Origin of the sequence: Microbacterium helvum (assembly GCF_014779795.1) — a bacterium.
Classification (GTDB): Bacteria; Actinomycetota; Actinomycetes; order Actinomycetales; family Microbacteriaceae; genus Microbacterium; species Microbacterium helvum.
This window is the reverse complement of record NZ_JACXZS010000019.1, coordinates 1-19,585: the sequence shown is the minus strand read 5'-3', so window position 1 is coordinate 19,585 and position 19,585 is coordinate 1. Positions and strand designations below refer to the sequence as shown.

Sequence of the window (19,585 nt, the reverse complement as noted above, 5' to 3'; positions counted from 1 at the left end):
GTGACGCCCGACGTGCTGCGATTCCGCCTGGGCAGCCCGCGTACCCTACGCCCCGCCGAGCGCCTGACGCAGCAGGTGCATGAGCGCCGAGAGCTGCACCGAGTCGCTCGACTGCGGGTCGACAGCCTCGCCGTCGAGCGCGCGCGCGGCGAGACCCTGCTTCGAGTCGATGAGCTCGGCGATCTTGGTGTCGATCGTGTGCGCGGCGATGATGCGCCACGCGGTGACCGGCTCGTCCTGGCCGATGCGGTGCACGCGGTCGATCGCCTGCGTCTGCTCGGCGGCCGTCCACGACAGCTCGGCGAGCACGACGTTCGACGAGGCCTGCATGTTCACGCCCACGCCGGCGGCGGTCAGCGAACAGACCGCGATGCCGACCTCGGGGTCGTTGTTGAACGCGTCGATCGCCTGCTGGCGGGCGGTCGCGGCCTGGTCGCCGCGTAGCGACACCGTCTTGAGGCCGGCCGCAGCGAAGTGCGCCTCGGCGGCGTCCATGACATCGATGTGCTTGGCGAAGAACACGACCTTGCCGACCGAGCGCTGCAGCTGCACGGCGTAGTCGGCCGCAAGGACCGCCTTGGCCTGGCCGATCTTGCGGACCATCGTGAACACGTTCTCGGAGCCGGTGCCCGCCGCCTTGGACTCTTCGAGCTCGTTGTGGGCGACCAGTCGCACGATGTCGTCGTCGATCTCGCCGGGGGCGAGGCCCCGGTCGCCGCGCGCCTCGATGATGCGGCGGTACTTGGCCGCCAGACGCTCGCCGAGCTCGCGCTCGGCCTGACGGATCGAGCGGCCGAACTCGTCGTCCAGCTCGACGGGCAGGTCGGCGATGAGCTTGTCGGGCAGGTCGGTCGCGACGTCCTTCTTGCGACGGCGCACGATGCCCATCGAGATGACCGCGTCGCGGGCCTCGGGGTAGAACGCCTTGTCGGCCGGAGTCAGCCCGGTCTCGTCGAGCTTGTCCATCAGGACCGGACCCGGCTTCTCGCCGTTCGTCCAGCCGAGGAAGCGCCAGATCGCGTCGAAGTCCTCGACGTCGTTGATGAGCGGCGTTCCGGTGAGGGCGAGCAGCAGCGGGTTCGGCACCTGCTCGCGGATGCGGTTCGCGAGAGCCAGCACGTTCTGCGATCGCTGCGACGTCAGGTTCTTGATGAAATGCGCCTCGTCGACGACGAGGCCCTTGAGGCCGATCGAGCTCAGCCACGACAGGTGGCGGTCGAGGATCTCGTAGTTGACGATGAACACGTCGGCGAAGGCGTCGATGGCCTCGCCGTCGCCCTGGATGACGGTCGCACGGCGCTGCGGCGTCCACCGCTCGACCTCGCGCGCCCAGTTCATCTTCACGACGTTGGGCACGACGGCCAGCAGTGGGTACGCATCGGCGACGGATGCCGCCAGCACGGACTCGGCCGTCTTGCCGAGGCCCGGCTCGTCGGCGAGCAGGAACGTGCGGTGCCCGGCGCGCACGGCTTCGAGGAACCGCGACTGATGCGGCATGACCTCGAGCCCGCGCGGCGAGAGGCGGTCGAACTCGGGGACGGGCGGAAGGTCCATCGTGGCGCTGCCGCCGCCGGCGCCGGTCTCGAACGCCTTGTACAGCGGGCCCATGAGCTCCCAGCTGTCGAGGCGGCGGCGCGGTGTCTGCTTGGGGACGCGCATCGTGAGGTCGGGCGCGAGGAACGGGTTCGCCTCGCGACGAGCCTCGACCTGCGGCGGCACGACCTGGCGCTCGGCGAGCGCAGCCGGCACGACGGTCGCGGCGACCGGGGCGACGTCGGTGATGATGAGCTCGTCCGGGGCGAGCTCGGCCCCGGATTCGAGCAGCCAGTCGCGGCGCATGCGGCGCGCGACGGGAGAGGTGGCCTGGTCGACCTCGAGCAGCTGGATGAGGGAGGTGTCGCGCGCAGCGGTCTTGGCGAGAATGGTCGCCACGCCGTCGAGGCGCTTCAGCAGCTCGGCGCGGGCGGCGTCGGTGAGCGCCGTGTCGCCCTTCACGCGGGCGCGCTCCTCGCGCACCAGGAACGCGATGACCTGGAACTTGACGCGGTTGGTGGGCCCGAGCTTGCCGCGCTGGGCCTTCGCCTCGACCTCGCGCACCTTGCGGGCGAGGATCGGGATGATGGGGGCCTCGTCGTCGCGGCGCGAGGACGAGGTCTTGCGGCGACGCTGCGCCGCCTGGGCGGGTGCCGTGGTCGGCATGCTCCTCCTGAGCGTGAGTGCCGGATTCTCGACCGGCGGATCGGATGACACCGATGGTGCTGCGTGTTCCCGCGGAGGGCGCGCGCTCCGTCGAACGGCGGAATGGGTCGCGAACGCGGGATCAGGGTCGCACTCGGGCGGTCACGGGCACTCGCTTCTGCGAGCTGCGACGTCGCCTCAGAACTTCCCCGCCGTCCATTCTAGGGGAAGACGCCCGTCCGGCGTGAGGACCAACTGCACAGACACGCCGGTTCAGTCCCAGAGCGTCGCCACGACGTCTTCGGTGTACCCCTCCGGTGCGAAGTTGATCCACGCCGTGGTGACCAGTGCGCCGTCTCCGACGTAATGCGTCTCGCCACGGCTGTAGGGGACGTCGTCGAGGGTGACGCCGGACTGCTCGATGCGGCACACCGTCCCACCGCCGAGCGGCTCGCAGCCGAACCCCGCGGCCTGCAGCACCGGCGGAAGGTCGGCGGCCTGCTGCCCGTCGATCACGGTGACATTGGTCGCGAGGCCGTACTCGCTGGGCTTGCCCCACGAGCAGCGCAGCGTCGTCGCGCCGCCGTGGACGATCTCGAGCAGGTCGGCGTTCTCGGTGGACAGCATCGTCACGCCCGGGTCGTTGAGCGGCGGGTTGGCCGACTGCAGCTGGGCCAGCATCGCGGCGGAATAGATCTCTTCGCACGCCTGCGGGATCTCGAACCCGGCCTGCGGCTTGTCGGTCGGCGAGACCGACGGGTCGGGCGTGGGCGTCTTGATCTGCAGCGTCGGCGAGCTCGACGGCGTGTCGACGGGCGTCGAGGTCCCGGTCGGTCCCGGCTCGGGACGGCAGCCGGTGGCGGCGCCGGCGACGAGCAGCAGCGCGGCGACGCCGACCGCGAGTCGCGGCATCCTGATCCGTCCCGTCATCACGCCCTCCGTCTTGTCATCGCCCCGTCTGCGAGCCTAACGACGAAGACGCGTGGATGCCGCCACCCACGCCGCCACCTTGCCTCACCCGGCGCGACCATGCCTCACCCGCCGCGACCATGCCCGATTCACCGCGACCATGCCCGATTGGCCGCGCCCGCACCGGGCATGCTCGGCGAGGACCGGGCATGCTCGGCGAGGACTGGGCATGCTCGGCGAGGACCGGGCATGCTCGGCGCGGCGGAGTCACGGGCCGGCGTACGCGCTCTGCCACTCCGACAGCGTGTGCGGATCGTCCGTCACGATGCCGTCGACGCCGAGCGCCGTCACCGCGTCCCACTGGGTGTCGCGGTTGAGCGTGTACACGACGACGCGGGCGCCCGCCGCATGAAGCTCGTCCACGATCCCGGGCCGCGCGAGCACCGCCTTGCGGCTGACGACGACGCCGCGTGCGCCGGCCTCGGTGACGGCGCTCACGACGTCCGCCGGCAGCTGCTTGAGGATGAGGAGCCGCGACAGCACTCCCGACCCGCTCGCCGCGAGCGCGAGGGTGCGCGCGTCGAAGCTCGCGAAGGCGATCCGGCTCTCCAGGCCGCGCGCGGCGACCTCGGCGACGGCGGCGTCCACGGCTGCGGCATCCCATCGTCCCTTCAGCTCGACGATCGCCCTGCCCTTCGCGCCGGCGAGCGTGTCGAGGAACTCGGAGAGGGTGGGCACCGGGGTTCCGGCGTACTCCTTGTCGAACCACGCGCCCGCATCGAGCGCGCGCACCTCGGCGAGTGTGAGGGCCGAGAGGCGGCCATGACCATTCGTGGTGCGATCGACGGTCGCGTCGTGCATGAGCACGGGGAATCTGTCGGCGGTCAGCGCGACATCGACCTCGACGTAGTCGAACCCACTCGCGAGCGCGGCCGAGATCGCCGGCAGCGTGTTCTCGGGTGCGGTGGCCGCTCCCCCGCGATGGCTCGCGATGAACGCGGCGTCGCCGGGCGTGCGCGCGTCGCCGAGCAGCTCTCTCGAGCTCACCCGCGCGGGTGTCGCGCCGAGGAAGGCGATGACGATGCTCGCGACGGCGAGCACGCACATGACGGACAGGGCGTGGATCCGGTCGCGGGCGCGATCGGATACCGCGGAATCGGGCATCGGGCATGTCCTCCGGGTCTTGCGCCACGTCCTCGTCGACGTGGTGCGGACCACTCTACATGCGCCGTTACACTTTCGTTACTTTGGATTTGCGCGAGATTCGCGCACCACGAGCACCGCGTCCCACAGCGCCTCGGCGACGTCTCGCTTGCTGCCGCGACGCGCCGCGACGACCTCTCCCGCAGCGTCGATGACGGTCACGGCGTTGTCCGCGGACTCGAAGCCGCGCGTCCAGCCCACCTCGTTCACCGCGAGCAGATCGGTGCCCTTGCGCGCGGCCTTGCGGCGCCCGCGGTCGAGCAGCGTCTCGCCCTCGCCGGGCGTCTCGGCCGCGAAGCCGACGATCGTCTGGCCGTGGCGACGGCTGCGCACGAGGCCCGCGAGGATGTCGGGGTTCTCGACGAGATCGAGCGTGATGCCGCCTTCGGGCGCGGCCTCTTTCGTCCGCTTGCGCGGCGAGACCTCGGCGACGCGATAGTCCGCGACGGCCGCGGCCATGACGACCACGTCGGCGCTCTCCGCCTCGACCGCCATGACGGCGCCGAGCTCGACGGCGGTGCCGGCGCCGACGATCCGCACGGACGGGCGAGTGGATGCCTCGGCCAGCACACCCTCGTCGACGTGCGCCGCGACGAGCACGACGTCGGCGCCTCGGTCCGCCGCGGCAAGGGCCACGGCGACTCCCTGGCGCCCGCTGGACCGGTTGCCGATGAACCGCACCGGGTCGATCGGCTCGCGCGTGCCGCCCGCGCTCACCACGACCTGCAACCCCGCGAGATCGGTCGGGGCACCGGCACCGACGGCCGCCAGCGCGGCGTCGAACACGACCTCGGGCTCCGACATCCGCCCCGGACCGCTGTCACCGCCGGTGAGCTCGCCGTCCTCGGGGCCCACGACGATCACGCCGCGCTCCCGCAGCACGGCCATGTTGTGGACGGTCGCGGGGTGCCGCCACATCTCGGTGTGCATCGCCGGCGCCACGACGACCGGTGCCGTGGTGGCGAGTAGGGTCGTTCCGAGGAGATCCTCCGCGATGCCCGCGGTCATCTTCGCCAGCGTGTTCGCCGTCGCGGGCGCCACGATCACGAGGTCGGCCGATTGACCGAGCGAGACGTGACGCACGCGTGCGACGTCGTCGTGGACGGAGGTCGTCACGGGGTGGCGGCTGATCGCCTCCCACGTCGGGAGCCCCACGAACCGCAGCGCGTCGTCCGTCGGGACGACGTGGACGTCGTGCCCCGCCTTCACCAGCAGGCGCACGAGCTGCACCGTCTTGTAGGCGGCGATCCCGCCCGTGACCCCGACCACGACGAACACCCTCCGATCTTGGCACGACCGCACGACACGCGGCTCGCCCACCCGAAACGCCTGAGGAGCCCGTATGTGCACCGTCGTCATCCGCGTCCCGGAATCAGCCGATGAGCCGACACGTGTGCTGGCGGTGCGCGACGAGGATCCGGCGCGCCCGTGGAACCCTCTGGGCCGCTGGTGGCCCGAGGCGCACCACGGCGTCGTGGGCGTGCGCGATGTGCGCGCGGGCGGAGCCTGGCTCGCGGCGGATCCGGCGGCCGGGCGCCTCGCCGTGCTGCTCAACAGGGCGGATGTCGACATGCGGCCCGAGTCCGAGCTCGTGTCCCGCGGCGGGCTCGTGCTGGATGCCGTCGCCGGGCATCTGCCCGGCGACGAGCCGCCGACGCACGGCTTCAACCTCGTCGAAGTCGACGGCGGCCGCACGCGGGTGCGCATGTGGGACGGCGAGTCCCTGCGCACGGTGGAGCTCGCCCCCGGCACGCACATGATCGCGCACGACGATGTCGACGACCCGGCGACGCCCCGTATCGCCCGCTGGCTCGGCGAGTTCCAGGCGACGCCGCCTGCGGCCGAAGGGAAGTGGTGGATGCCGTGGGTCGAGGTGCTCGCCCGTTCGGCCGAGCTGGCACCGACCGACGACGACGCGATCATCCGCGACAACCGCCCCTACGGCTACCCGACCCTGTCGCTGCTCGCGTGCGTGGCCACGGTCTCGGCGCACGACGTCGACGTCCACTACGGCGAGCTCGCCGAGCCCGGCCGCTGGGGCGGCCTGCACCTCGACTGACAGCCGCATCCAGCGCCCCGCCCCCGTTCCGCAGTCACCTTCCGCGGGGTGTGCGGGGTCGTGGGAACGAAACGTGACTGCGGAGCAGGACGAGAACCGTGGGGCTCCGCAGTCAGTTTCTGCGGGAGGTGCGGGGTACAACGAACGAGAAGTGACTGCGGAGCATGAAGAGCCGACGGTGGCCCGCTACACGAGCGACTTCGTGTGCCAGACCGTCTTCGTCTCGGTGAACGCGGAGATGCGGGCGAGACTCGGGGCGGCGGCATCCACTCCGTTCTCGGGAGGAAGCACACGAGTGAGGGTCTCTGCCGCGGCGATCTGCAGATCGATCCAGTCGAGCTCACCGGCCCCGACGAGGTCGAGCGCGTGCACCTCGGGGTGCGACGCGAGCCACGGCGCGATCTCGGCGGGCGACCCGGTGAGGACGTTGACCACTCCCCCGGGCACGTCGCTGGTCGCCAGCACCTCAGCGAGGCTGATGGCCGACAGCGGGTAGCGCTGCGAGGCCACCACGATCACCGAGTTGCCGGTGACGAGCGCAGGCGCGATGGCCGAGACGAGTCCGACGAGTGCGGTGTCCTGCGGGGCGATCACGCCCACGACACCGGTCGGCTCGGGCACAGAGATGTTGAAGTACGGGCCGGCGACCGGGTTGCCGTTGCCGGCGACCTGGCCGAACTTGTCGCACCAGCCGGCGTACCAGACCCAGCGGTCGATGGCCTCGTCGACCTCGGCGGCGGCGACGGCGGCCGAGACGCCGGTCTGCTGCACGATCTCGTCCACGAACTGCGCGCGGCGCCCCTCGAGGATCTCGGCGACCCGGTACAGCACCTGGCCGCGGTTGTAGGCCGTCGCGCCCGACCAGCCCTTGACGGCGCCGCGGGCGGCGACGACGGCATCCCTCGCGTCCTTGCGCGACGCGAGCGCGGCGTTCGCGAGGAATTCGCCCTTCGGCGAGACGACCTCGTACGTGCGGCCGGATTCGCTGCGCGGGAACGCGCCGCCGATGAACAGCTTGTACGTCTTGGGGACGGTGAGGCGCTTGCTCACTTGCCCACCTCCTTCTTCGCGGCGCGCGCTTCGACGGCGCGGGGTGCCGCCGAAGCGCCCTTCAGGTACGCGGCCAGGCCGTGGCGACCGCCCTCACGGCCGTAGCCGGACTCCTTGTAGCCGCCGAACGGCGACGACGGGTCGAACCGGTTGAACGTGTTCGCCCACACGACGCCGGCGCGCAGGCGGTCGGCGACGGCGAGGATGCGGGAGCCCTTATCGGACCACACGCCCGCCGACAGGCCGTAGGGCGTGTTGTTGGCCTTCTCGATCGCCTCGGCGGGCGTCCGGAAGGTGAGCACCGACAGCACGGGGCCGAAGATCTCGTCACGGGCGATGCGGTGCGACGCCTGCACGTTGGTGAAGATCGTCGGGGCGAACCAGAAGCCGTTGTCGGGGATGACGCACGGGGCGCTCCAGCGCTCGGCGCCCTCCTCTTCGCCGACCTTGCTGAGCTCGCGGATGCGGTCGAGCTGCTCGCGCGAGTTGATGGCGCCGATATCGGTGTTCTTGTCGAGCGGGTCGCCGAGGCGCAGCGTCGACAGGCGGTCCTTGAGGCGGTCGACGACCTCGTCGTGGATCGACTCCTGCACGAGCAGGCGGCTGCCCGCGCAGCACACGTGGCCCTGGTTGAAGAAGATGCCGTTGACGATGCCCTCGATGGCCTGGTCGATGGGCGCATCCTCGAACACGATGTTGGCGGCCTTGCCGCCGAGCTCGAGCGTCAGCTTCTTGTCGGTGCCGGCGACGGCCTTGGCGATCTCGCGTCCGACGGCCGTCGAGCCGGTGAACGCCACCTTGTTCACGTCGGGATGCCGCACCAGAGCGGCGCCGGTGGCACCGGCTCCGGTCACGATGTTGACGACGCCCGGGGGCAGGTCGGCCTGCTGCAGGATCTCGGCGAAGATGAGCGCCGACAGCGGCGTCGTCTCGGCGGGCTTCAGCACGACCGTGTTGCCGGCGGCCAGCGCGGGAGCGATCTTCCACGCGAGCATCAACAGCGGGAAGTTCCACGGGATGACCTGGCCGGCGACGCCCAGGGGGCGCGGGTCGGCGCCGAGGCCGGCATAGTCCAGCTTGTCGGCCCACCCGGCGTAGTAGAAGAACCACGCGGCGACCAACGGCACGTCGACGTCACGGGATTCCTTGATCGGCTTGCCGTTGTCGAGGCTCTCGGCCACCGCGAGCTCGCGGGCTCGCTCCTGCACGAGCCGAGCGATGCGGAAGAGGTACTTGCCGCGGTCACGGCCGCTCATCTTCGACCACGTCTTGTCGAAGGCACGACGTGCGGCGGCCACCGCGACGTCGACGTCGGCCTCGGTCGCGGTCGAGATCGTCGCGATGGTCGACTCGTCCGCGGGCGAGATCGTGACGAACGGATCGCCGGAGCCGGCGCGGAACTCGCCGTCGATGAACAGCCCGTACTCGGGCTTGAGGCTGAGGATCGCCCGCGACTCGGGGGCGGGTGCGTATTCGAGGAAGCTCATGTCGTCGTCCCTGTTTCAGTCGATCGTCACGTAGTCGGCGCCGGAGTAGTGCCCGGTCTTCAGCTTGTGGCGCTGCAGCAGCACGTCGTTCAGCAGGCTCGACGCGCCGTAGCGGAACAGGTGCGGCTGCAGCCACTCCTCGCCCACCGTCTCGGCGACGGTCACGAGGTACTTGATCGCGTCCTTCGAGGTGCGGATCCCGCCCGCCGGCTTGACGCCGATCTTCTCGCCGGTGGCACGGTGCCAATCCCGCACGACCTCGAGCATGAGCAGCGTCACGGGCAGCGTCGCCGCCGGCGAGACCTTGCCGGTCGACGTCTTGATGAAGTCGCCTCCGGCGAGGATCGCAAGCCACGACGCCCGCTTGATGTTGTCGTACGTGTTGAGCTCGCCGGTCTCGAGGATCACCTTGAGCGACGCGGACGTGCCGTCCTCGCGGCGGCACGCCTGCTTCACGCGCGCGATCTGGTCGAACACCTGGCCGTACCGCCCCGCGAGGAACGCGCCGCGATCGATCACCATGTCGATCTCATCGGCGCCGTGCGCGACGGCCTCGGCGGTGTCGGCGAGCTTGATGTCGAGCGATGCGCGCCCGCTCGGGAACGCCGTCGCGACGGCCGCGACGTTCACGCCGCCCTCGTCGGGGTCGCCGTGCGCCGAGCCGAGCGCCTCGACGGCGTACGGCACCATGTCGCCGTAGACGCAGACGGCGGCGACCCGCGGCGTGGTCTGGTCGGAGGCATCCGGATTCAGCGCCTTCGCGACGAGCGATCGCACTTTTCCGGGGGTGTCGGCGCCTTCGAGCGTCGTCAGATCGATCAGCTGGATGATCCTGTCGAGCGCCCATGCCTTGGACGAGGTCTTGATCGAACGCGTGCCGAGCCCGGCAGCGCGCTGCTCGAGGCCCACCGCATCGACGCCCGGGAGCCCGTGGAGGTACCGGCGCAGGGTCGTGTCGTCCGGCTCGCCGCCGAGGAGCTCGAGAGCCCTCTCGGGCAGCGTCACGATCGAGGTGCCTGACATATCGGACCTGCCTTTCGAATGGAATGCGCTCGCGCGCGGAGAAGAAGAATGGATGCCGGGCCTCAGCCGTCGAGCAGGCTCTGGGCTGTCGACTCGTCGGTGACGAGCACGGTGCACAGCCCCGACGCCACGACGGCGGACGCGACGGCATGCTTGGACGCACCGGCGATCGCGGCGATCGCGACATCGGCGCCGCGAAGGTCGTCCAGCGACAGGCCGACGGTGCGGGCGTCGAGATCGGCGTCGACGATGCGGCCCGTCGCGTCGATGTAACGCCCCACGACGTCGCCGACGGCGCCCGCCGCGACCAGACGGTCGATGTCGGCCGCGGTGAGGTAGCCGCTGTCGACGTGCACCGAGCCGTGATCGGCTGCTCCCGCGCTGAACAGGTACGCGTCGGTGGATCTCGCGCGTTCGAGCACGCGCGCCACGACGCGGTCGGCCTCGATGGCGTCTTTCGTCGCGCGATGCTCGAGGATCGCGGGGCTCGGCAGAAGTGCGGCGCTGCCGCCGCCCTTCTGCGCGATGCCGACGGCGGTCGCCGCAGCCGTGCCTGGTCGAGGGCCGACGCTCACGCCGCCGTTGATCTGCACGACATCGGTGTGCGCCGACCAGCCGTCGCGCAGATGGTGCGCGATCTCGGACAGCGTGCGACCCCAGCTCACGCCGAGCAGGCTCGGGCTCGGCCGCAGCGCGGTGAGGTAGTCGGCGGCCGCCTGCGCCACGCGCTGCAGCAGTTCGTCTTCGCTGCGCACGCCGACGCGCGACACGACGACGGCGTCCCGCAGACCGCGCTCTTCGCGCAGGCGCCGTTCGAGCTGCGGCCGACGGGCGCGGGAGTGCAGGATCTCGATGCGGACGAAACCCGCGTCCTTCGCCTGCGTGAGCAGCCGCCCGACCTTCCAGCGCGTGATCTGCAGGCTGCGACCGATCTCTTCCTGCGTCAGGTTCTCTTCGTAGTAGAGCTCGGCGGCCCGGATCGAGAGGAGTTCGTCGACGGCGTCCACGATCCTCCCTCCGTCGTCCTCTCAAGGCTGACACAGGAGCGAGCGAGGTAGCAACATCTGGACAGAATCTGCTCAGATGAGCACGACGCGGCGATCGACGGCGGTGCGCGTCAGCCGCCGGCCTTCGCCGGTGCGGGAGCCGCGACGGACGTCTTCGCGTGCCGCAGCAGCACGAGCACCCCGATGCCCACGACGACCACGAACGCGATCGTGAGACTGGTGAACGCGAACCAGTTCGCATCCAGCGCCAGGACGATGGCCGCCGACACCACGGCGATCGCCGCGGCGGCCAGCTTCGACGCGAACTTCAGTCCGACGCCGGGCGTCAGCCGCCCCGCCGGCGAGTCGCCGCGCGCGAGGATCAGGTCGGCGAAGGCGTCCAGCGTCGCGAGCAATGAGGCGGAGTACGCGACGGCGCAGCCGAGCGCTCCCCACAGGTTGACAGAATCGGCGGCCGCCGTCGCGGCGGCCCACACCCCCAGTGCGTGCACGCCTCGATGCTAGGGCGGACACGCCCACGGGTCTACCGCCCGCGGATCACGCGAGTTCGCGGCGGACCCGCACGATGTCGTCGGTCATCTGCGCGATCAGGGTGTCGACGTCCTCGAACGCCACCATCCCCCGGATGCGCGCGACGAACTCGACCTCGACGGTATGGCCGTACAGGTCGAGATCCGTCTCGTCGAGCACGTACGCCTCGACCTGGCGCACGTCCACGTCGTCGAACGTCGGGTTGGTGCCGATGCTGATCGCCGCCGGGTAGCGCACACTGCTGCGGGGAGCGGTCCCCACGCCCCCTCCACGCGGCGCTGGCGCGCCGCGCGGAGCCTCCGGGCGCGTGGGCCCAGCCTCGGCCTCCGGCATCCCCTCATCCACCAGCCATCCGGCGTAGACGCCTTCGGCAGGCACGAAGCCTTCGAGGTCCGCCGACAGGTTGGCGGTCGGGAAGCCGAGCTCACGGCCGCGCTTCAGGCCGTGGACGACCTCTCCGCGCACGGCGTGCGGGCGACCGAGCAGCCGCGCGGCGCCCGCGACATCGCCGCCGTCGAGCATCTCGCGCACCCACGTCGACGACACGCGGCGCCCGGCATCGATCGCGCGGACATCGTCGACGACATGCACCTCGAACCCGAACTCGGGGCCGAGCTCGCGCAGCAGATCAGGGTTGCCCGCGCCGCCACGACCGAAGCGGAAGTCCGCGCCGACCATCACGATGCGCACGCCCAGAGCTCCGACCAGCACGTGCTCGACGAACTCCCGGGCGCCGAGGTCGGCCAGGGCGCGGTCGAAGGTCAGCATGAGGGTCGCGTCCGCACCGGCGTCCGCGAGCAGACGCAGCTTCTGCTCGACGCCGACGAGGCTCTGCGGGCAGATCTCGGGGCGCAGCAACGCCAGCGGGTTGCGGTCGAAGGTCACTGCGACGACCCTCGCGCCCGCGGCGGCGGCATCCACCCGCGCGCGATCGATCACCGCACGATGACCCGAATGCACGCCGTCGAACTTGCCGATCGCCACGACGGACGGGCCGAAGCCGGCGGGCACCTCGCCGGGGTCGCGGAAGACGATCACGATGCCACCGCCGCCGTGTCGGGCGCCGCCTGGCGGGCGCCGGGGCGGTGCTTCGCGAGCCACCAGAGGCCGAGGAACGGCAGCACGAGAGGCACGAACACGTACCCGCGACCGAAGAACGACCACACCGAATCGTGCGCGAACAGCTCCGGCGCCACCAGACTCAGCGTGCCGACGACCAGCACCCCCACGAGCTCGAAACCGATGGCGACCCACGCGACGACGTACCAGCCGGGCCGGCCGGCGAACACGAGCGCCAGCGTCGCGACGATGTACACGACGGCAGAAACGGCCGACAGCGTGTACGCGAGCGGCGCCTCGTCGAAGCGCTCGACGATCTGGACGAAGGACCGACCGGTGGCACCGAGGGCCATGATCGCGTAGACGATCACGAGCACACGGCCGATGCCGGTCATACGGGTGCGGGCGGGCGACGACATAACCACCTGAGTTTAGTCCGTGTGTCCGAGGACGAGTCCCCGGACGGTTCCCGCGTCACGCGGGCTGGATGGTCCAGATGACCTGCATGCGCCACACCATGACCGCGATCGACAAGGCGGCTATGCCCATGATGACGGTGCTCCACCGGCTGCGCTCCAGCAGCGCCCAAGCGACGGCCGCGAGCGGCAGCAGCACGGCCGACACGAGGTAGACCCAGAACTCCAGCAGGCTTCCGGTCGGCGGATTGCCCGCGAAGGGCGCGATGATCGCGATCACGACCTGCGCGATCAGCAGCAGCTCGACCAGCGCCAGCGAGCCGACGGTCCAGTCGCTCGGCCGGCGACCGGCCAGCCCCGCGACGACGCAGAACAGGCCCGCCGCGACGGCGACCGCCACCTGCGCGATCGTGAACCACAGGATCATCGGGCCTCCTCGGGCATGTTCATGGCGCTCTTGACGTCGGCGCCGCGGCGCTCGACGATGCCGACCAGGGCGCCGTCCGGGTCGATCGCGGCGGCGGGGTTCGCGCTCAGACGTGAGGCAGCGCCCGCGAGGCGCTTGCCGTGGCGCAGATCGCGCGCCTCGTCGGCGGTCACCTCGAAGCGGCCGAGCACGGCCGCGGCGGCGTCGGCAGGGGCGAGCTGCGACGCGTCGGACAGCGCGTCGACGGTTGCCGCCTGCGCCACGTCGAACGGGCCGATGCGGGTGCGACGGAGCGCCGTCAGGTGCCCGCCGACGCCGAGCGCGGCGCCCAGGTCACGGGCGAGCGAGCGGATGTAGGTGCCGCTGGAGCAGTCGACCACGACGTCCAGGTCGACGACGGTCCCTGAGCCCGTGCTCTCGGTCCCTGAGCCCGTCGAGAGACGCCGCTCGGCCACGACGTCGAACCGCGACACCGTCACCTCCCGCGCCTTCAGCTCGACGTCCTCCCCCGCCCGGGCGAGGTCGTATGCGCGGCGTCCGTCGACCTTGATCGCCGAGAAGGTGCTCGGCACCTGCGAGATGCGGCCGGTGAGGGGTGCGATGGCCTCGGCGATCCGGTCGGACCCGAGGTGCGAGGCATCCACCGTCGCAACGGTCTGTCCGTCGGCGTCGTCGGTGTCGGTCGCGACGCCGAGGCGGATCGTGGCCTCGTACGTCTTGTCGAGTCCGACGACGAACGTCAGCAGACGCGTCGCCCCCTCCACCCCGAGGACGAGCAGGCCGGTCGCCATCGGGTCGAGCGTTCCGGCGTGGCCGATCTTGCGGGTGCCGAGCGCCCGCCGGGCGCGGGCGACGACGTCATGACTCGTGATGCCCTGCGGCTTGTCGACCAGCAGGATCCCCGGCGCGGCCATCAGGCGACGATCCGCGGGTGGGCGAGGTCGGAGTTGTCGACGACGAGGGATGCCGCCTCGCGCGGCTGTGCCTCGTCGAGATACAGCTGCTGCCCCTGCCGGTACCGGGCGTTCGCAGGGGCGTCCGGATCAGGGTCGGACCCGTCGCGGATCGCCATGCGGGCGAAGGTCGCCGAGAACGGCGCGTCGAGCCAGACCGACCAGTCCCACAGCTCGCGCAGCTCGGGGCGGTGCAGGAAGATGCCGTCGATCACGAGCACGGCATCACGCGGGGCGGTCACCCACTGCGACTCGACCGGCGCGTCGCGCGAGACGTCGAACGCAACGAGCTGGAACCCGGTCGTGCCCGCCGTCTGCGCGCCGTCGCGGAACGGATCCAGCAGAACCCGCTGGAACGTCGCGTAGTCGAAGGAGTCGCGGTAGAACCCTTCGGGACTGCGGCGTCCGAGCGCGTACCGGTCGGCGCGCGGCCGGTGGAACCCGTCGATGCTCGCGCGGAACACCGCGTCGCCCGCCTCGGCGAAGACCTCGGCGAACCCGTCGGCGAACACCGTCTTGCCCGCGCCGTCGAGACCGTCGACGGCCACCACGACGCGGCCGGCGGCGTAACGGCGGCGCACCCGGTCGCGGAGTTCTCGCCACAGCGTCGTGGTCGGCGTGACGGGAAGGCGCATGGTCCCAGCCTACGGCGCGGCGGCCGTGCGGCCGCGCGCGGCCTCAGCCGCAGACCTCGTACGGCGGCACATCGGCGGTCGTCACGGTGATCGACGTGATGACCGGGGTCTCGCGGTAGGTGAAGAAGATGCGGCCGACCTTGAGGTACACGATGTCGGGACCGATCGAGTCGGGCATCTCGATCGCGGCGGGGTACGCGGCGCGCACCTCGTCGACCGTCGAGCCGACGCCGATGCCTTCGGCAGTCCGGGGCCCGTCGGCGACGGCCGGGTCGCTCCACGAATCGGTCGAGACGTTGATCACGGGGCCGTCGTCCGCGCTGTCCGAGGCCCGTGCCGCGAACACCTGGTACGACTGGTCCGGCGCATTCCACCACGCGGTCCAGGCGCAGTTCGTGGTGTCGTTCCTCGTGCCCTCCGGCATCAGCGCGAGCGCTTCGGGGAATGGATCGCCGAGCGCGATCGGCCCCATGCCGTCTTCGGTGATGATCCACGTCGACGGGTCGTCGGAGTCGATCGTCGGGCTCGGAGTCGGGGTGTCCGTCGGAGTCTGCTCAGCGGACGCCGAGGCGGTGCCCGACGTGGTCGGCGAGGACCCGCCCGACGTCGCGCACGCGGTCAGCGCCGCAGCCGACAGCAGCAGGACGGCGATGGATGCCCGGACACGCATATGTCTCTCCTCACGGTTGCCCTCTTCGCAACTTAGAGCCGGCCGCGCGGGACCGCGACGGTCAGTCCTCCGATCGTGACGAGGTCGTGACGTGACGGGTGTCGTGACGTGACAGGGTCGTGACGCGAGTGGTCGTCGTCCGGCCACCGGCGTCCGGCACGCCGCTTAGGCTGGATCCCATGCCCGATCTCGCGACTCCGCTCGTCGCGTGGTACCGCGAGAACGCCCGCGACCTGCCGTGGCGCCGCCCGGGATTCGGCGCCTGGGGCGTGCTCGTCAGCGAGTTCATGCTGCAGCAGACGCCCGTGAACCGGGTCATCCCGCATCTGGAGGCGTGGCTCGAACGCTGGCCGACGCCCACCGCGCTGGCCGCGGCCGCTCCCGCCGACGCGGTGCGGAAGTGGGCGAACCTGGGCTACCCGCGTCGCGCGCTGTGGCTGCACCGTGCTGCCGTCGAGATCCGCGACCGCCACGCCGGCGAGGTGCCGCACGATGTCGATGCGCTGCTCGCCCTCACCGGGATCGGCGACTACACCGCGCGGGCCGTGGCCGTCTTCGCCTACGGCGACCGGCATCCCGTCGTCGACACGAACACGCGGCGCGTGCTCGCGCGCGCGATCGACGGCCGTTCGCAGCCCGGCCCGCCCTCGCGGCGCGACCTCGACGCGATGGCGGCGGTGCTTCCCGTCGATGTCGCGACGTCGGCGGTCGTGAACGCCGCCACGATGGAGCTCGGTGCGACCGTCTGCACCGCCCGGTCGCCGCGGTGCGAGATCTGCCCGCTGCGGGACCGCTGCGCCTGGCTCGCCGCGGGGCGCCCCGACACCGGCGACGAACGTCGCAAGCAGGCGCGTTACGAGGGCAGCGACCGTCAGGCGCGCGGTGCGGTGCTGAAGCTGCTGAGGGATGCCGCCGACCACGCGATCCCGCTGGTCGACGTCGTGCCCGACTGGTCCGATGCGCTGCAGCGCGACCGCGCGATCGACTCGCTCATCGCGGACGGGCTCGCCGAGGCGTCCGACGGGATGCTGCGCCTCCCCCGCTAGGGATCAGTCCTCGGCGTCGAGCTCGCGCGGCTTGACGTACGGGTCTGCGTCGCCGGCGTACGTGGCGCCGGCCGCGAGACCCGCGACGGACTCGTCGCGCTCGCGCGCTTCGCGCAGCAGGTCCTCGATATGCACCGCGTTCTCGGGGATGGCGTCGGCGATGAACTCCAGGCTCGGCGTGAGTCGCACATTGAGGTGCTTGCCGACCTCGGAGCGCAGCATCCCGGTCGCCGACTTGAGCGCCTTCGCCGAGGCCTCGCGCTCTTCGGGCGTGCCGAGCACGGTGTAGAACACCGAGGCGTGCTGCAGGTCACCGGTCACACGGACGTCGGTGATGGTCACGAAGCCGAGCCGCGGGTCGCGCAGCCCCTTCTCGAGGCGCTCGGCGAGGATCACGCGGATGCGGTCGCCGAGGCGTGCCTGACGTTCGCTGGCCATGATTGCTCCTTAAGGGGATGATTCCGGATGCCTGGGGCCCAGGCATCCGGAATCAGAACGCGGACTCAGCCGCGCGGCTTCTCGACCATCTCGGTGGTCTCGATCTCGTCGCCCACCTGGATGTCGTTGTACTTGCCGAGGCCGATACCGGCTTCGTAGTCGGTGCGCACCTCGGTGACGTCGTCCTTGAAGCGACGCAGCGACTCGATGGCCAGGCCATCGGCGATGACCACGCCGTCGCGGATGACGCGCGCCTTGGCGTTGCGCGTGATCGTGCCCGAGCGGACGATGACACCGGCGATGTTGCCGAACTTCGAGGAGCGGAACACCTCGCGGATCTCGGCCACGCCCGACTGGACCTCTTCGTACTCCGGCTTGAGCAGGCCCTTGAGCGACTGCTCGACGTCGTCGATCGCGTTGTAGATGACCGAGTAGAACCGGACATCCACACCCTCGCGGGCTGCGCGCTCGCGCGCCTTCGTGTCGGGACGGACGTTGAAGCCGATGACGATCGCGTTGTCGATCGTCGCCAGGTTGATGTCGGACTCGGTGATCGCACCGACGCCGCGGTGGATGATCCGCAGCTGCACCGAGTCGTCGACCTCGATCTTGAGGAGCGACTCTTCGAGCGCCTCGACGGCACCCGACACGTCGCCCTTGATGATGAGGTTGAGCGACTCGACCTTGCCCTCTTCGAGAGCGCGGGTGAAGTCCTCGAGCGAGATGCGCTTGCGGGCCTTGGCCAGCTGGGCGTTGCGCTCGGCCGCTTCACGCTTCTCGGCGATCTGGCGGGCCGTGCGGTCCTCCTCGGTCACGATGAACGTGTCACCGGCGCGAGGCACGGAGTTCAGACCCTGCACCTGGACCGGGCGCGACGGGTAGGCCTCTTCGACCGGGTCGCCGTTCTCGTCGATCATGGCGCGCACGCGGCCGTAGGCCGTGCCCGCGACGATCGCGTCGCCGACGCGCAGCGTTCCGGACTGGATGAGCACCGTGGCGACAGAGCCGCGGCCCTTGTCGAGCTTCGCCTCGATCGCGACACCGCGCGCATCCTTGTTCGGGTTGGCCGTGAGGTCCAGGCCCGCGTCCGCGGTGAGCAGCACCGCGTCGAGCAGATCCTGGATGCCGGTGCCCTGACGGGCCGACACGTCGACGAACATGACGTCGCCGCCGTACTCCTCGGCGACCAGTCCGTACTCGGTCAGCTGCTGACGCACCTTGGCGGGGTTGGCCTCGGGCTTGTCGACCTTGTTCACCGCGACCACGATCGGCACGTTCGCCGCCTGGGCGTGGTTCAGGGCCTCCACCGTCTGCGGCATGATGCCGTCGTCGGCCGCGACCACGAGGATCGCGATGTCGGTGACCTGCGCACCACGGGCACGCATGGCGGTGAACGCCTCGTGACCCGGGGTGTCGATGAAGGTGATCGCGCGCTCGATGCCGTCGTGCTCGGTCCACACCTGGTACGCACCGATGTGCTGCGTGATGCCGCCGGCTTCGCCCGCGACCACGTTGGTCTGACGGATCGCGTCGAGCAGTCGCGTCTTACCGTGGTCGACGTGGCCCATGACGGTGACCACGGGAGGACGGATCTCGAGGTCATCCTCGTTCTCCGCCTCCAGTTCGGCCTCGAGGTCGAGACCGAAGCCCTCGAGGAGCTCCTTGTCCTCATCCTCGGGCGAGACCATCTGGATCTTGTAGCCGAGCTCGGCGCCGAGCACCTCGAACGTCGCCTCGTCCAGCGACTCGGTGGCCGTGGCCATCTCGCCGAGGTTGAAGAGGATCGTCACGAGCGTGCCGGGCTGCACGGTGTAGCCGCGCAGGGCCTCGAGCTTGTCGGCGAAGTCCGCGATCGACGCGCCACGGCGCATGCGGATGATCTCGCCGTTGCCCTTCTGGACGTTGACGCCGCCGACGACCGGCGCCGACCGCATCTCGAATTCCTGCCGCTTCGCGCGACGCGACTTGCGCTGCTTCGACTTGCCGCCGCCCTTGCCGAAAGCGCCTGCGGTACCACCGCCGGGGCCACGGCCACGACCGCCGCCACCGCCGGGACGACCGGCGAAGCCGCCGGGCGCACCCGCACCGGGCGCACCGCCGGGACGCTGGAAGCCGCCGGCGCCGCCGGGACGACCGGGACCGCCGGGACGCTGCTGGAAGGGAGCGCCGGGACGACCGCCGCCGCCGGGACGACCCGCACCGCCCGGGCGCGGAGCGCCGGGACGCGGGGAGCCGGGGCGAGGAGCCTGCGGACGCGGGATGTTGCCGGGGGTCGGGCGCTGGCCCATGCCCTGCGACGACGCGAACGGGTTGTTGCCCGGACGCGGACCGGCGGGACGCTGGCCCATGCCCTGCGACGACGCGAACGGGTTGTTGCCGGGACGCGGCGTGCCACCGGGACGCGGCGCCTGCGGCGTCGCACCGGCGGGGCCGGGCTTGGGCGCACCGGGCTTGGCGCCCGGGGCCGCCGGAGCGGCCGGTGCCGCCGCGGCGG

At 71.2% G+C, this 19,585-nt stretch carries 19 protein-coding genes; 2 read left to right on the top strand and 17 right to left on the bottom strand.

All coding sequences use genetic code 11. The annotated features are described in order from the left end of the window. Positions 1-45: 45 nt before the first annotated feature. The 4 genes from IF188_RS19700 to coaBC all read right to left on the bottom strand — a co-directional run bounded on the left by IF188_RS19700 (position 46) and on the right by coaBC (position 5,568). The gene (locus IF188_RS19700) at positions 46-2,199 is read right to left on the bottom strand and encodes a DEAD/DEAH box helicase (RefSeq protein WP_191173516.1); all 2,154 of its coding nucleotides are present in this window, start codon (positions 2,197-2,199) and stop codon (positions 46-48) included. Between the two features lie 252 nt (positions 2,200-2,451). Next, entirely contained in the window at positions 2,452-3,108 is a 657-nt protein-coding gene (locus IF188_RS19695; protein WP_224752197.1) for a hypothetical protein, read from the bottom strand. A gap of 246 nt (positions 3,109-3,354) precedes the next feature. Further along, a complete protein-coding gene (locus IF188_RS19690) occupies positions 3,355-4,251 on the bottom strand; it encodes a glycerophosphodiester phosphodiesterase (protein WP_191173514.1) in 897 nt (298 codons plus the stop codon). Between the two features lie 78 nt (positions 4,252-4,329). After that, a complete protein-coding gene (coaBC, locus tag IF188_RS19685) occupies positions 4,330-5,568 on the bottom strand; it encodes a bifunctional phosphopantothenoylcysteine decarboxylase/phosphopantothenate--cysteine ligase CoaBC (protein WP_191173513.1) in 1,239 nt (412 codons plus the stop codon). Positions 5,569-5,632: 64 nt separating this feature from the next. On the opposite strand from coaBC, the gene IF188_RS19680 reads away from it, so the two are divergent. After that, complete coding sequence (locus IF188_RS19680) at positions 5,633-6,349, top strand: NRDE family protein (protein WP_191173512.1); 717 nt, start codon at positions 5,633-5,635, stop codon at positions 6,347-6,349. 186 nt (positions 6,350-6,535) lie between these two features. Here IF188_RS19680 and IF188_RS19675 read toward each other — a convergent pair whose 3' ends face one another. From IF188_RS19675 to IF188_RS19625, 11 genes are all read right to left on the bottom strand, one after another. Further along, entirely contained in the window at positions 6,536-7,399 is an 864-nt protein-coding gene (locus IF188_RS19675) for an aldehyde dehydrogenase family protein (protein ID WP_191173511.1), read from the bottom strand. Continuing rightward, positions 7,396-8,886, bottom strand: a complete 1,491-nt coding sequence (locus IF188_RS19670; RefSeq protein ID WP_191173510.1) for an aldehyde dehydrogenase family protein — start codon at positions 8,884-8,886, stop codon at positions 7,396-7,398. The genes IF188_RS19675 and IF188_RS19670 overlap by 4 nt, the downstream gene beginning before the upstream one ends. A gap of 15 nt (positions 8,887-8,901) precedes the next feature. After that, complete coding sequence (deoC, locus tag IF188_RS19665; RefSeq protein WP_191173509.1) at positions 8,902-9,909, bottom strand: deoxyribose-phosphate aldolase; 1,008 nt, start codon at positions 9,907-9,909, stop codon at positions 8,902-8,904. Positions 9,910-9,971: 62 nt separating this feature from the next. After that, positions 9,972-10,916, bottom strand: a complete 945-nt coding sequence (locus IF188_RS19660; protein ID WP_191173508.1) for a sugar-binding transcriptional regulator — start codon at positions 10,914-10,916, stop codon at positions 9,972-9,974. Between the two features lie 110 nt (positions 10,917-11,026). Continuing rightward, complete coding sequence (locus tag IF188_RS19655) at positions 11,027-11,407, bottom strand: hypothetical protein (protein ID WP_191173507.1); 381 nt, start codon at positions 11,405-11,407, stop codon at positions 11,027-11,029. A 46-nt stretch (positions 11,408-11,453) separates the two neighbouring features. Further along, complete coding sequence (locus IF188_RS19650) at positions 11,454-12,485, bottom strand: bifunctional riboflavin kinase/FAD synthetase (protein WP_191173506.1); 1,032 nt, start codon at positions 12,483-12,485, stop codon at positions 11,454-11,456. Continuing rightward, a complete protein-coding gene (locus tag IF188_RS19645) occupies positions 12,482-12,925 on the bottom strand; it encodes a hypothetical protein (RefSeq protein WP_224752196.1) in 444 nt (147 codons plus the stop codon). Before IF188_RS19645 ends, IF188_RS19650 begins: the two co-directional genes overlap by 4 nt. Positions 12,926-12,980: 55 nt before the next feature. After that, the gene (locus IF188_RS19640; protein WP_191173505.1) at positions 12,981-13,349 is read right to left on the bottom strand and encodes a hypothetical protein; all 369 of its coding nucleotides are present in this window, start codon (positions 13,347-13,349) and stop codon (positions 12,981-12,983) included. Continuing rightward, complete coding sequence (gene truB, locus IF188_RS19635; RefSeq protein WP_191173504.1) at positions 13,346-14,263, bottom strand: tRNA pseudouridine(55) synthase TruB; 918 nt, start codon at positions 14,261-14,263, stop codon at positions 13,346-13,348. The genes IF188_RS19640 and truB overlap by 4 nt, the downstream gene beginning before the upstream one ends. Then, positions 14,263-14,937: a nucleoside/nucleotide kinase family protein gene (locus IF188_RS19630; protein WP_191173503.1), complete on the bottom strand. Its 675-nt coding sequence runs from the start codon at positions 14,935-14,937 to the stop codon at positions 14,263-14,265. The genes truB and IF188_RS19630 overlap by 1 nt, the downstream gene beginning before the upstream one ends. Positions 14,938-14,980: 43 nt before the next feature. Continuing rightward, positions 14,981-15,607, bottom strand: coding sequence for a hypothetical protein (locus tag IF188_RS19625; RefSeq protein ID WP_191173502.1), 627 nt, complete (start codon positions 15,605-15,607; stop codon positions 14,981-14,983). 179 nt (positions 15,608-15,786) lie between these two features. On the opposite strand from IF188_RS19625, the gene IF188_RS19620 reads away from it, so the two are divergent. Continuing rightward, positions 15,787-16,653, top strand: coding sequence for an A/G-specific adenine glycosylase (locus IF188_RS19620; protein WP_191173501.1), 867 nt, complete (start codon positions 15,787-15,789; stop codon positions 16,651-16,653). Positions 16,654-16,656: 3 nt separating this feature from the next. Here the strand turns inward: IF188_RS19620 and rbfA are convergent, their stop codons facing one another. Continuing rightward, positions 16,657-17,091: a 30S ribosome-binding factor RbfA gene (gene rbfA / locus IF188_RS19615; protein ID WP_191173500.1), complete on the bottom strand. Its 435-nt coding sequence runs from the start codon at positions 17,089-17,091 to the stop codon at positions 16,657-16,659. Between the two features lie 65 nt (positions 17,092-17,156). After that, a partial coding sequence (gene infB / locus IF188_RS19610; RefSeq protein WP_191173499.1) for a translation initiation factor IF-2 occupies positions 17,157-19,585 on the bottom strand: 2,429 nt, incomplete at its 5' end.

Bases quoted from the DNA above. Each gene is read 5' to 3' on its own strand.
- IF188_RS19700 (WP_191173516.1), bottom strand. From the start codon at position 2,199: ATGCCGACCACGGCACCCGCCCAGGCGGCGCAGCGTCGCCGCAAGACC.
- IF188_RS19695 (WP_224752197.1), bottom strand. From the start codon at position 3,108: ATGACGGGACGGATCAGGATGCCGCGACTCGCGGTCGGCGTCGCCGCG.
- IF188_RS19690 (WP_191173514.1), bottom strand. From the start codon at position 4,251: ATGCCCGATTCCGCGGTATCCGATCGCGCCCGCGACCGGATCCACGCC.
- IF188_RS19680 (WP_191173512.1), top strand. From the start codon at position 5,633: ATGTGCACCGTCGTCATCCGCGTCCCGGAATCAGCCGATGAGCCGACA.
- IF188_RS19670 (WP_191173510.1), bottom strand. From the start codon at position 8,886: ATGAGCTTCCTCGAATACGCACCCGCCCCCGAGTCGCGGGCGATCCTC.
- deoC (WP_191173509.1), bottom strand. From the start codon at position 9,909: ATGTCAGGCACCTCGATCGTGACGCTGCCCGAGAGGGCTCTCGAGCTC.
- IF188_RS19645 (WP_224752196.1), bottom strand. From the start codon at position 12,925: ATGTCGTCGCCCGCCCGCACCCGTATGACCGGCATCGGCCGTGTGCTC.
- IF188_RS19640 (WP_191173505.1), bottom strand. From the start codon at position 13,349: ATGATCCTGTGGTTCACGATCGCGCAGGTGGCGGTCGCCGTCGCGGCG.
- truB (WP_191173504.1), bottom strand. From the start codon at position 14,263: ATGGCCGCGCCGGGGATCCTGCTGGTCGACAAGCCGCAGGGCATCACG.
- IF188_RS19630 (WP_191173503.1), bottom strand. From the start codon at position 14,937: ATGCGCCTTCCCGTCACGCCGACCACGACGCTGTGGCGAGAACTCCGC.
- IF188_RS19625 (WP_191173502.1), bottom strand. From the start codon at position 15,607: ATGCGTGTCCGGGCATCCATCGCCGTCCTGCTGCTGTCGGCTGCGGCG.
- IF188_RS19620 (WP_191173501.1), top strand. From the start codon at position 15,787: ATGCCCGATCTCGCGACTCCGCTCGTCGCGTGGTACCGCGAGAACGCC.
- rbfA (WP_191173500.1), bottom strand. From the start codon at position 17,091: ATGGCCAGCGAACGTCAGGCACGCCTCGGCGACCGCATCCGCGTGATC.